Raw genomic sequence first — 13,061 nt, 5'->3', positions numbered from 1 at the left:
CTTTTCATTATAGGTCATATGGGACTTTTTTTCTACACAAAAATAGGCTCCATAAGATCTATAGGGGATTTACCCACTACAAATATTATAGAGCCCCTTTTTCTAATTACTTACCTTTTTGCATTACCAAATAATCACGCGCTCTTCTGGTGAACGCCACATACCGTCGCCTTCTTTGACATCATAGGTTGTAAAGAAATCATCGAAGTTTGGTACTTGTACATTGACACGGAGTTTGGCTGGTGCGTGCACATCGACGCTAGCCAAAAGTTTCATAAATTCTGGACGACCTTTCATGCGCCAGATACGACCGAAGTTGTAGAAGAATTCTTCTGCTGAGAAGTCTGGTTCTCTCTTGGCAGCTTCAAGCGCTGCAGCGATTCCTCCCAAGTCAGCCACGTTTTCTGATACAGTCAATTTACCGTTGATGGTTGCTCCATAAGAATCCTGTCCATCAAACTGGTCAATAACTTTTTGTGTTTTCTCCTTGAAGGCAGCATAGTCGCTCTCAGTCCACCAATCCTTGAGGCTACCATTTTCATCAAAGGAAGCTCCGTTGGTATCAAAGGCGTGGGAAATTTCATGGGCAATAACCGCTCCGATACCCCCGTAGTTAGCAGAAGATGACTGATGCAAGTCATAGAAAGGTGCTTGTAAAATGGCCGCTGGGAAGACAATTAGGTTCTTCTGTGGATTGTAGTAGGCATTGACCATATGAGCAGGCATGCCCCATTCTTTGTAGTCTACAGGCTGATTCCACTTGCTCCAACTGTGTTTGATTTCCACACGCGCAAAGGCTAGAGCATTGTCAAAAAGACTAGCAGTCTCATCCACTACCTTGTCCTTGTAGCGTTCTGGTAATTCTTCTGGGTAACCGATATAAGGCTTGATAACATTGAGTTTGACGATGGCCTTGTCACGAGTTTCAGGAGTTAACCAGTCATTTTTAGCTAAGCGTTCCTTATAAACATCAATCATAGTTGCTACTTTTTTCTCTACGTCTGCCTTAGCTTCTGGAGAGAATTTTTCATGGGCATACCAAAGACCTAAGGCTTGTTTGAAAGGACCTTGTGCTAGTTGATAAGCTGCCTTGACCTTGTCTTTAGCTTCTGGAACTCCTGAAAGCGCACGGCTATAGGCACCTGACAAGACACGGATTTCTTCTGTTAAATAGCTGGTTGAGAGATTCACAACACTTAAAATTAAGGTTGCCTTGAGGAGAGGCCAAGCATCTTCACTATAGAATTGGTCTGCTGCTTGCCAGAAACGTTCTTCGTCTACAATAACCTTGTCTGGTACTTGTCCAAGAACAGCTTGGAAGAAGTCATCCAAAGGTAGGGCAGACGCAAATTTCTTGAAATCTTCGTAAGCATATGGATGGTAAAGTTTAGCATACTCTGAACTTTCTTCATTAGAAAGCACCACTGCCGCAACTCGGCGATCCAATTCTAGTCTTTTCTCAAGCAAGTCTTCAATTTCTGCATCAGAGAAATCATAAGCTTTGAGAAGATTTGTGCTAGTTTCTCTCCACAGAGTCAAGAGCTCTTCGCGCTGAGGATGGTCTTCCGCATAGTAGGTCGTATCTGGCAGAATCGTGCTTGGAGCGCTAGCCCATAGAACATTGATTCTGGCATCCATGAAGTCTGGCGATACACCAAAAGGAAGGAAATTTGGTTTTCCTGCAAGTTCAAACTCTGCTAGTCTAACTGTAAAATCTGCAAAAGTCTCCAATTCTTGGAATTCTTTAAGAAGTGGTAAGACAGGTGTGATACCGTCAGCTTCTCTCTTGTCAAAATCACGAACTAGGCGGTGGTATTTGATAAAGTTTGCCAAGATAGGATCCTCAGGAACCTCTTCTCCTGCCAACCACTTGTCTGTTGTCGCCAACATCAAGTCTTCAATTTCCTGGTCTAAATCAACAAAACCACCTGTTTGAGACTTATCTGCTGGGATTTCAGCTGTCTTCTGCCATTCTCCATTGATTGCATCATAAAAATCATCTTGATAACGTGTCATCTTGTTCTCGCTTTCATTTTTTTAAGTTATTGCTAGCTTAACAAAAATTGCTTGGGAATGCAATTAAAAATGAACTTTCTTTTTCCATCATTTTTCAGTTATTATTTTAATTTTTTCAAAAATTAACTTGACTTAATTTTTTTTTTAAGGTATATTAAGAGATAGGAGGAATACAACTGTATGATACGAATCGAAAACCTCAGTGTCTCCTACAAAGAAACATTGGCACTTAAGGATATTTCACTAGTGCTCCAAGGACCAACAATTACCGGTATCATTGGTCCAAACGGTGCTGGAAAATCAACATTATTAAAAGGTATGCTGGGAATTATCCCACATCAAGGTCAGGCATTTCTCGATGACAAGGAAGTTAAAAAATCCTTACACCGAATCGCCTATGTCGAACAAAAAATCAATATCGACTACAACTTTCCCATCAAGGTCAAGGAATGCGTCTCGTTAGGACTCTTTCCCTCTATCCCTCTCTTTCGCAGTTTAAACGCTAAACATTGGAAGAAAGTTCAAGAAGCCCTTGAAATCGTCGGCCTAGCTGACTACGCTGAACGTCAAATCAGTCAACTGTCTGGAGGTCAATTCCAGCGGGTTTTGATTGCCAGATGCTTGGTGCAGGAAGCCGATTATATCCTCTTGGATGAACCCTTTGTTGGGATTGACTCTGTCAGTGAGGAAATCATCATGAATACGCTGAGAGATTTGAAAAAAGCTGGAAAGACGGTTCTCATCGTCCACCACGACCTCAGCAAGGTTCCCCTCTACTTCGATCAAGTCTTGCTTGTCAATCGAGAAGTGATTGCCTTTGGTCCAACCAAAGAAACCTTTACCGAAGCCAATCTCAAAGAAGCTTATGGTAATCGACTCTTTTTCAATGGAGGTGACCTATGATTGCAGAATTTATCGATGGATTGCAAAAATTCCATTTCTTACAAAATGCCTTGATAACAGCCATTGTCATCGGGGTCGTAGCTGGAGCTGTAGGATGTTTCATCATTCTACGTGGGATGTCACTCATGGGAGATGCCATTTCACATGCTGTCTTACCAGGTGTAGCCCTCTCCTTCATCTTGGGCGTTGACTTCTTTATCGGAGCCATTGTCTTTGGATTGCTAGCTGCTATCATCATTACCTACATCAAGGGAAACTCGATTATCAAAAGCGATACCGCCATCGGCATTACCTTTTCTTCTTTCTTAGCCCTCGGTATCATCTTGATTAGTGTCGCTAAAAGTTCAACTGACCTTTTCCATATCCTTTTTGGTAATATCCTGGCCGTCCAAGATACGGATATGTTTATTACCATGGGGGTAGGGGCAGCCATTCTCTTGTTAATCTGGATTTTCTTCAAGCAACTCTTGATCACTTCCTTTGATGAACTCTTGGCTAAAGCCATGGGAATGCCTGTCAATTTCTATCACTACCTCCTCATGATACTCCTGACTCTCGTGTCTGTGACAGCCATGCAAAGTGTTGGAACTATCCTGATTGTAGCCATGCTGATTACCCCAGCTGCAACTGCTTATCTTTATGCTAATAGCCTGAAAAGTATGATTTTTCTTTCCTCAACCTTTGGAGCTACAGCTTCAGTTTTGGGACTCTTTATTGGCTATAGTTTAAACTTAGCAGCTGGTTCTAGCATCGTGCTCACAGCTGCTAGCTTCTTCTTAATCAGTTTCTTTATCTCTCCTAAACAACGATATTTGAAACTGAAAAATAAACATTTGTTAAAATAAGGGGAAAGACCCCAATAAATTGGAGGATCTAATGAAAAAATTAGGTACATTGTTCGTTCTCTTTCTTTCTGTCATTGCTCTTGCAGCATGTACTAGCGGAAAAAAAGATGCAGCTTCTGGTCAAAAACTAAAAGTTGTTGCTACAAACTCAATCATCGCTGATATTACTAAAAATATTGCCGGTGACAAGATTGATCTTCACAGTATCGTTCCTGTTGGTCAAGACCCACACGAATACGAACCACTTCCTGAAGACGTCAAGAAAACATCTCAAGCTGATTTGATTTTCTATAACGGTATCAACCTTGAAACAGGTGGCAATGCTTGGTTTACAAAATTGGTAGAAAATGCTAAGAAAACTGAAAACAAAGACTACTTTGCAGTCAGCGAAGGCGTTGATGTTATCTACCTTGAAGGCCAAAACGAAAAAGGCAAAGAAGACCCACACGCTTGGCTTAACCTTGAAAACGGTATGATTTTTGCTAAAAACATCGCCAAACAATTGAGCGCTAAAGACCCTAGCAACAAAGAATTCTACGAAAAAAATCTCAAAGAATATACTGATAAGCTAGACAAACTTGACAAGGAAGCTAAAGAGAAATTTAACAACATTCCTGCTGAGAAAAAACTCATCGTAACCAGCGAAGGATGCTTCAAATACTTCTCTAAAGCCTACGGTGTCCCAAGTGCCTATATCTGGGAAATCAACACTGAAGAAGAAGGAACTCCTGAACAAATCAAGACCTTGGTTGAAAAACTTCGCCAAACAAAAGTTCCATCACTCTTTGTAGAATCAAGTGTGGATGACCGTCCAATGAAGACTGTTTCACAAGACACAAACATCCCAATCTATGCTCAAATCTTTACTGACTCTATCGCAGAACAAGGTAAAGAAGGCGACAGCTACTACAACATGATGAAATACAACCTTGATAAGATTGCTGAAGGATTGGCAAAATAATACTCTTCGAAAATCTCTTCAAACCACGTCAGCGTCGCCTTGCCGTACTCAAGTACAGCCTGCGGCTAGCTTCCTAGTTTGCTCTTTGATTTTCATTGAGTATAAGCCTCTGGAAAACGTCATTCTCACATGAGCTGGCGTTTTTTCTCTGCCCATATTTCCGGTCAAATCATTGGAAAATTCCGACTGTTTCAGCTAAAATGGAAGAAAAAAGATTGGAGTATCTTATGGTAACTTTTCTCGGAAATCCTGTGAGCTTTACAGGTAAACAACTACAAGTCGGCGACAAGGCACTTGATTTTTCTCTCACTGCAACTGATCTTTCTAAAAAATCTCTAGCTGATTTTGATGGCAAGAAAAAAGTCTTGAGTGTCGTGCCTTCTATCGATACAGGCATCTGCTCAACTCAAACACGTCGTTTTAATGAAGAACTGGCTGGACTGGATAATACGGTTGTCTTGACTGTTTCAATGGACCTCCCTTTTGCCCAAAAACGTTGGTGCGGTGCTGAAGGTATTGAAAATGCCATCATGCTCTCAGACTATTTCGACCATTCCTTTGGACGTGATTATGCCCTCTTAATAAATGAGTGGCACCTATTGGCACGCGCAGTCTTTGTCCTCGATACTGACAATACGATTCGCTACGTTGATTACGTGGACAATATCAACTCTGAACCAAACTTCGAAGCCGCAATTGCAGCTGCTAAAGCCCTATAGAAAAAATCCTCTGTCACAAAGAGTTCCCTACTCTTTGAAACGGAGGATTTTTTGTTTACGAGTATATATAAGTTCAATCAGATAAAAGCAACTACCTTACTCTACAGATTTCAAAGCTTCAAGCATATCAACCTTTCTCAGATGATGATTGACGAAGAAACCAAGCAAGGTCAAAATGATGCTTACTGCTGCCACTGGGATTACATAGACTTCCCAGCCTACCTGCGGATAAAAGAGAATAGTAGCAGGCGAAATCATTTGAATCAAAAATTGATGTAAATAGAAACCAGATACCAAACCAAGTACGATTCCCACAAGGGACAGCACAATCGTCTCACGGTAAATGTAGAGAGTGACTTCATTATTATGAAAACCGAGAACCTTGATAGTGGAGAGTTCACGGATTCTCTCAGCCACGTTGATATTGGTCAGATTGTAGAGGATAACAATAGCCAACAGAACCGATACGATGATCAAGATGGTCATAGTCTGATTGAGTGAGCTAGCGACGGAGTCAAAGAGTCGAATGGCTGAAGCATTTTGGACAACGCCGGACACCGCAGATTGATTCATAAGTAAGCCGGCCTGCCTTTCGATACTAGTTGCACTGGTATCCCTTAGCGAGACCAGATAAGTGTTGGCTTGGGGTAACTGTCCATATATTTGCTCATAGCTAGCCTGACTCATATAAATAAAGTGACCAACGTAGTTCTCAGCAATGGCAGCGACCTTTAGCTTCTTACCTTCAATTTCTAGAGTCTGTCCAACCTTGACACCTGCCAACTGGGCAAGTTTAGCTGTAATAACGACGCCATCTTTTAATGTCAACTCCTGCTGATGATGTTGCAGATGAATAAAGGGATTCAAATCCTCCTTCTCTGTCATCATAAGAGTAATGGTCTGAAGACCAGCCTTATCTTTGAAATTCTTGTCTAGCGTTTTTGAATAGATTTTCTGGTAGGCTTGAATATCCTGCCCTTTCAACACTTCTTCTAGATTTGCCTTGTCCTGATTGGTCGCACTAGGATTTTCAGAGACAATCATCTGATACTGTTGGATTTGTTGAAACTGTTTAGACGGAACTCCTGCTACAGAGGATTGGATTCCCAAACCTGCAAAGAGCAGGGCCACAGAACCTGCCACACCAAAGATCGTCATCAACATCCGCTGCTTATAACGGAAGATATTGCGATCTGTTACCTTATGAGTAAAACTGAGACGACGCCAAATAAAACCGATGCGCTCTAGTAAGATTTTAGCTCCTTTAACAGGAGGTTTAGGTAGTAAAAGCTGGGCTGCTTCATCATGAAGTTCCCTACGAGCTACCAAGTAGGCTGGTAACACACTCGCCAACCAACTCAAGACAAGAGCCAATAAGCTATAGGTCCAATAGAACTGAATCTGGGTTTCTCCCACCACCATGCCTTTTGTAATGACATTTGAAATCACACCGGCTAGTAAATAATGTCCAAGTATGCTACCTAGAGCTGTTCCGACAGTCCCAGCTACTAGACCATAAAGGAGAAACTTGGCAATAATATCCTTGCTACGATAACCCAAGGCCTTAAAAATCCCTGCATGAGTTCGCTCTTCATCCACAAAACGAGTCATGGTGGTAAAGGTGACCATGGCTGCTACGGCATAAAGCACTACAGGAAAGATATTGCCCACTGCCCGAATACTGGCTGAAGCATTACTATACATGAGGTAGCCTTGACCGCCAGGCATGGTCTGACGATTATAGACTTGATACTTGGGCTCAGCCAAATCATCCAAGACTTGCTGATGTTTTTCTAGTTTTTCCTTTTCTTGGGCTAGATTTTGTTCAGCCTGCTTTAGTCTATCCTCTTCTTTACCCAATTCCTGCTTAGCTTGGGTAAGTTGAGCACTAGCCTGCTCTCTCTGAGCTTGAGGAAGCAAGGCTAGTTGACTTTCCTGAGCCTGTAAACGAGCTTGAGCAGCTGCTAAACGACGCTGGCCTTCCTGCAGATTAGTCTCAGCCTTATCAAGGGTTTCTTTGCCTTTGTCTAGAGACTCTTGTCCTTCTTTTCTCAAGACTTGCAGACGTGCCTTGCCATTATCTGACAAAGCTTGTTCAAGCTCTTCCTGATGTTGTTTGGATTTTTCTTCATAAGTTGCTGAAAAAGCATTTAAACCTGACAAATCTTGATATTTCAAACGAGCTATATTGTAGACTTTCTGATCAAACTGACTAGGTAAAATCACCCCATAGGCTGTCAGAGTCCCACTTCCACTTCCTGCGTAGCCCATATCTCTCTGAGAGAGGATTTCAGCTGAATCCACAAAACCAGTAATGGTATACCTATGGTCTTTTAAAGAGGAATGACCCTCTTCTTTTTCTTTAAAACTAATCTCCTGTCCCACGCTGTATTGGCCTTGCAAATGAGTGGCCAAAGCGATTTCCTTATCTGACTGAGGAAGTCGTCCCTCTCTTAACTGAAAGGTTGAAATTCGCTCTGGTTTGGAGTACAGCCGAATGGCATCCTGCCCATTTTCCATAGTCACATCTGTCAAATAGCCAAACTCAACCTCTGCGCCCTGGGTCTGTTCTAGTTCTTCTTGATCTGCTTGATCCAAGCCATAGTTAGACATGACTGCCAAATCCAAGGTTTGAGCAGTTGTTAAATAAGCATTAGCTGTCGCCTCCATGTTGGGACTAGTCACTTTGAGGCCTACTAAGGCTAGAGACCCTAACATCATCAAGGTTAAGATGGATAAAAAACGCCCCTTAGAGCCTGTGAAGGACTGAATTAAGTCCTTCCAATAGGTTTTTCGCTTGATCATGCTAGTACTCCAAACTGTCGATATCCTGAGGATGCTGGTTGATCACCACATCCTTGACACTGGCATCGTGCATATGAATCACGCGATCAGCAATGGGCGCCAAAGCTCCATTGTGAGTCACGATAATCACCGTCGCTCCCTTTTGACGAGACATATCTTGGAGAATCTTCAAGACTTGTTTACCTGTCTGATAATCCAAGGCTCCAGTTGGTTCGTCACAAAGGAGAATTTTAGGATTTTTGGCTACCGCGCGTGCAATGGAGACTCGCTGTTGCTCCCCTCCAGAAAGCTGGGCTGGAAAGTTATTGAGACGATGAGCCAGACCTACATCTGTCAAGACCTGTTCAGGATTCAAGGCATCTGTCACGATTTCTGAAGCCAACTCCACATTTTCCTTAGCGGTTAGATTGGAAACTAGATTATAAAACTGAAAAACAAAGCCTACATCATTGCGGCGGTAATTGGTACGCTGGTGGGAACTATAGTCTGCAATATTGACACCATCAATCCAGATTTCCCCCTCATCATTGGTATCCATTCCCCCAAGAAGGTTAAGAACCGTTGACTTACCTGCACCAGATGCACCTAGAATAATAACCAATTCACCCTTTTCAATCTCAAAATTCACATCACGATTGGCCACAATCTCCGTATCCCCAACCTGATAACGCTTGTAACAGTGTTTCATCTCAATATAAGCCATCAGACCCATCCTCTCTCAAACAAATTACTTCCTACTACCATTATAACGCTTTTTCAACTAGTTGGAAACTGCTTACATTCTCAAATCCATATTAAAAGGCAGTCTCAAACTACTGCCTTCTAACATCTTCTTAAAAATAAAATTGAACCAGATCGCCTTCTGCTGTTGCTACCGAAATACAATCTTTCCCCATGCATTTCGCTTTTATTTTTTCTTGATTCATTTCAATCACACTCTTCTCAATATCTGGATAAGAGACTCGCAAATCTCCTCCACTTCTTGATAAAATGGTCATCTGTAAGAGTTTTTTATCCGCCCACCTCATGCTAACTTCAAAATGTCCACGTGCCATTAAGCCTGAAACAGAACCTGTTGACCAAGCATCGGGTAGGGCGGCTAGAGGTACCAGATAAGCTGTATGAGACTGAAGTAACATTTTTGCCATTCCACTGCTAGCACCAAAATTACCATCTATCTGAAAAGGAGGATGGCTACACCAAAGATTTGGCAAGGTGGATGACTTTAACTGCTCTGCTAATAATTTATGGGCTCGATTGCCATCTCCTAGACGCGCCCAAAGATTGATCTTATTAGCTTTGGACCAGCCTGTGCCCCCATCTCCACGATCATTGAGGCTAGCACGCGCAGCTTCAAGATACTCCTGTCCCTTGTAGCTAAAGAGAGTGCCAGGATAGAGTCCCACTAGATGGGAAGCATGCCGATGCTGGGCCTCCACTTTCTCATTTTGAAAATGCTGCTCTTCCTCCTCATACCACTCCCTGATTCGACCAGATTGAGTGATTTGAAGGGGATTAAGCAAGTCAAACTTCTCCTTGACCTCAGTCAACAAAGCCTCATCCAGCCCCAATTCTTGAGCAGCCTGAATAAAATCATGGAATAATTGCCAAATCAGAGATTGGTCATAAGTATTGCCAATCGAAATCGGCCCATGTTCTGGAGAATAAGACGGAGAAGACACCCAACGCTGTGCCTGCCTATCCTCATGTAAAAAATCATTCCAAAAACGAACCGTTTCCCTCAACATGGGATAAATTTTCTCCCTGAGATAGTCTTGGTCCCTATAAAATGTATAGGCCTCATAAACAGTTTGCATCATCCACGCATTGGCAGCTGGCGACCAACCCCAATAGTAATCCCAACCAGGTGCCGTCCAACCAAAGGGAGTCGCTTGAGTATGAACCAACCAACCATTCTCCTCCCCTTCCTGAGAGACGATTCCTGCATACCTTGCAGCTGCTAGGCGACCATAGACTCGCAAATCATCGATATAGTTGATGACTGGAAAAGCCGTCTCTAGGAGATTGGTAACATAGGCTGGCCAATAATTCATCTGCAGATTGATATTTAAGTGATAGTCCGAATTCCAAGGAGGATTGTCGACCGCATTCCAGACCCCTTGCAAGTTAGCTGGTAGAGCATCTGGACAATCTCTGGAAGAACTAATCAATAAATACCGTCCATACTGGAAGAACAGCTCCTCCAAAGCCTGCCCCGCTTGTGGCTTATAATTTTTTAGCAAATCATCTGTATTGAATGTGTCAACATCAGCTCCCAAATCCAATTGAACACGCTGAAATAAAGCTTGGTAGTCCTCAATATGCCTTGATTTCAATTGGGCATAGCCCTTTTCTTTAGCTGTGTCCACCAAGTCCTTAACCTGTTTCTCTAAATCTATTTTCTTGCGATAATTGCTAGCAGGATTTTGGACAAAATCTGTCTTAGCTGCCAAGAAGAGATTGGCATAACTGGCTCCTGATATCTGAACCTTATCTGACCAAACTCTAATATCTCCATCCGTTTCCCAAGCTAGATAACTAGCAAACTTCAGGTCATTGTCCTTAACCCGTCCCTTCATCAAGATATGAGACGTTGAGATATCCAGCTGGCATTCCTTGTAATCAGATTTTTCCTGCTCATACTTTCCATCAGAAGCCAAATCGCGGGTCAGCGACAGTTCTATAGTAAAATCTAGAGTTTCCGCCCCTTCCTTAGTAAAGCTCTGAATCAAGAGATCATCTGGAAAACTCGCAAAAGTTTCACGTTCAAATTTCGTTCCCTTATAGACATAAGAAGTCGTCGCAAGCGCCTTACTGATATTAAGCTGTCTATGGTAATCCGTCACCTGAGACAAAGTCTTGCCTTGCTTGCTAAACTCAATATGAATATCTCCAAAGGACAGATAGGTCCCATATTGACTCGTTTGGGGCCCAACTAGGTGCTGTTCAGCCAGTTCCTTAGCCCGATTGTAATCTCTCTTTTCCAAAGCCCGCCGAATCTCAGCTAAAAAGTTATGCTGATCCTGAAGATTTCCACCCTGATAATCTGAACTAGCAGGAAGTGGACCACCAGACCAGAGACTTTTTTCATTGAATTGAATCCGCTCAGCCCCTATAAGGCCAAATACTTTTGCTCCTAAAGAACCATTGCCTATCGGTAAGGCCTCTTCTTCCCAACCCTTATATGTCGTTGACGCTGGTTGCTTGTAGGCCAATACATAATCTTGTTTTTTATTCCTTATCATACTTCCATACTAACATAAAAAGCCTAGAAATCAATTCTAGACTTACAATTTTTTATTTTCCAAGGTAGTATTCAGAAACTACGTTCAATTTTTCGTCGAATTCGAATACCAATGGTGGGAAGTTAGGGATTTCCACGTCCATGATTTCGTCATCTGACAAGCGTTTAATGTGTTTTACAAGGGCACGGATTGAGTTACCATGAGCTCCTACGAATACGTTTTTACCATCTTTAAGTGCTGGAGCGATTTTATCTTCCCAGAATGGAAGGGCACGTTCCAAAGTCACTTTCAAGTTTTCAGCATCTGGGATAACTGAGTCGTCAAGTGAAGCGTAACGACGGTCAGTGTGAGCCGAGTGCTCATCATCACGATCCATGTTTGGAGGCAATACATCGTATGAACGACGCCAGATGTGAACTTGCTCATCACCAAATTGTTCAGCAGCTTCAGCTTTGTTTTTACCAGTCAAACCACCGTAGTGACGTTCGTTCAAACGCCATGATTTTTCAACTGGAACCCACAATTGGTCAGAAGCTTCAAGAGCCAAGTTAGTTGTTTTAATCGCACGTTTCAATACTGAAGTGTAAGCTTGGTCAAATTCGATACCAGCTTCTTTGATCAATTTACCAGCGTCAATCGCTTGTTGTGTACCTTTTTCAGACAAATCAACATCAGCCCAACCAGTGAAAAGGTTAGCTTTGTTCCATTCAGACTCACCGTGGCGAGCAAAAACCAATTTTACCATTAGATGGATTCTCCTTTAAATTTTCCGAGGTTTTCCCTCGTTTATCTATTCTATTTTACACAATTTTTCACAAAAAAGCTAGTCAAAACCAAAAAGGAAAGGACTGTTTGACAGTGGGATTGCTTTAAACAAATATAAGCAAATATGTGAAAAGAAATTTCCATCTCACTCTTACTAGTCTCCTTACTTTTTGTTAGAATGTTGTCAAAAAATAAAGAAGGTTAACATTATGCCACAACATCTCTTTAAAGAATTGGCTCAACTGGATCAAGTAGAGGCTCTAGCTCTAGGATGATCACGAGCTGGACAAGATTTTGACAAAGACTATGATGTATATGTCTACCTCTGTGCTTCCCTCTCGCTAGACATCCGAAAAGAAATTCTCAGTAAATACTGCTCCTATATGGAAATCGGCAATCAATTTTGGGAATTGGAGGATGATTGTGTTCTCAATAATGGTATCGAGATTGAGTTGATTTACTGCTCTCTAGACGAATTTGACAAAGATTTACAGGCCGTAGTTTTAGAGCATCTCCTATTAAATATCAAACACTTGATTAATGAATCTATTTAGAATTACGATAAAAGCTCATGAAATCTGCTTTTCAGATGAATCATGAGCTTTTTGAATTTCTATAATATATAACGGTGTAGAGTTGATTGAAACAAGAGCAGGACAAAAAGGTACAAACATAATAAAAACGCATCATATCAGGTATTCAAAAACGGCTCTATAATATTTGTAGTGGGTAAATCCCCTATAGATCTTATGGAGCCTATTTTTGTGTAGAAAAAAAGTCCCATATGACCTATAATGAAAAG

The 13,061-nt window shown here is 41.9% G+C and carries 9 protein-coding genes and 1 pseudogene; 5 read left to right on the top strand and 5 right to left on the bottom strand.

What is annotated here, in order from left to right; all coding sequences use genetic code 11:
* Nucleotides 1-123 precede the first annotated feature (123 nt).
* Nucleotides 124-2,016 (bottom strand): endopeptidase PepO, encoded by a 1,893-nt coding sequence (gene pepO / locus B7698_RS00105; RefSeq protein ID WP_084864286.1) that lies wholly within the window; start codon nt 2,014-2,016, stop codon nt 124-126.
* Between the two features lie 180 nt (nt 2,017-2,196).
* On the opposite strand from pepO, the gene B7698_RS00100 reads away from it, so the two are divergent.
* The 4 genes from B7698_RS00100 (at nt 2,197) to tpx (ending at nt 5,444) form a co-directional block, all read left to right on the top strand.
* Nucleotides 2,197-2,919 carry a metal ABC transporter ATP-binding protein gene (locus B7698_RS00100; protein WP_084864285.1) on the top strand — a complete coding sequence of 241 codons (723 nt, stop codon included), beginning with the start codon at nt 2,197-2,199 and terminating at the stop codon, nt 2,917-2,919.
* A complete protein-coding gene (locus B7698_RS00095) occupies nt 2,916-3,764 on the top strand; it encodes a metal ABC transporter permease (protein ID WP_000559780.1) in 849 nt (282 codons plus the stop codon). Before B7698_RS00100 ends, B7698_RS00095 begins: the two co-directional genes overlap by 4 nt.
* 31 nt (nt 3,765-3,795) lie before the next feature.
* On the top strand, nt 3,796-4,725 hold the full coding sequence (psaA, locus tag B7698_RS00090; protein ID WP_084864284.1) for a metal ABC transporter substrate-binding lipoprotein/adhesin PsaA: 930 nt from the start codon (nt 3,796-3,798) through the stop codon (nt 4,723-4,725).
* 227 nt (nt 4,726-4,952) lie between these two features.
* Nucleotides 4,953-5,444 carry a thiol peroxidase gene (gene tpx, locus B7698_RS00085; protein WP_084864287.1) on the top strand — a complete coding sequence of 164 codons (492 nt, stop codon included), beginning with the start codon at nt 4,953-4,955 and terminating at the stop codon, nt 5,442-5,444.
* Nucleotides 5,445-5,540: 96 nt separating this feature from the next.
* On the opposite strand, the gene B7698_RS00080 is transcribed toward tpx, so the two are convergent.
* The 4 genes from B7698_RS00080 to B7698_RS00065 form a co-directional block, all read right to left on the bottom strand.
* The gene (locus tag B7698_RS00080; RefSeq protein ID WP_084864283.1) at nt 5,541-8,249 is read right to left on the bottom strand and encodes an ABC transporter permease; all 2,709 of its coding nucleotides are present in this window, start codon (nt 8,247-8,249) and stop codon (nt 5,541-5,543) included.
* Between the two features lies 1 nt (nt 8,250).
* Nucleotides 8,251-8,952 (bottom strand): ABC transporter ATP-binding protein, encoded by a 702-nt coding sequence (locus B7698_RS00075; protein WP_049524524.1) that lies wholly within the window; start codon nt 8,950-8,952, stop codon nt 8,251-8,253.
* A 130-nt stretch (nt 8,953-9,082) separates the two neighbouring features.
* Entirely contained in the window at nt 9,083-11,494 is a 2,412-nt protein-coding gene (locus tag B7698_RS00070) for a glycoside hydrolase family 95 protein (protein ID WP_084864282.1), read from the bottom strand.
* Nucleotides 11,495-11,546: 52 nt separating this feature from the next.
* Nucleotides 11,547-12,239, bottom strand: coding sequence for a phosphoglycerate mutase (locus tag B7698_RS00065; protein WP_000240130.1), 693 nt, complete (start codon nt 12,237-12,239; stop codon nt 11,547-11,549).
* A 229-nt stretch (nt 12,240-12,468) separates the two neighbouring features.
* On the opposite strand from B7698_RS00065, the pseudogene B7698_RS00060 reads away from it, so the two are divergent.
* Nucleotides 12,469-12,783 (top strand): annotated as a pseudogene (locus tag B7698_RS00060) (nucleotidyltransferase); the annotation flags it as partial.
* Nucleotides 12,784-13,061: the final 278 nt, after the last annotated feature.

Source organism: Streptococcus mitis, from assembly GCF_002096855.1.
GTDB lineage: Bacteria > Bacillota > Bacilli > Lactobacillales > Streptococcaceae > Streptococcus > Streptococcus mitis_Y.
Note: the sequence above shows the minus strand (reverse complement) of the source record. Positions and strands in the feature narration are given on the sequence as shown.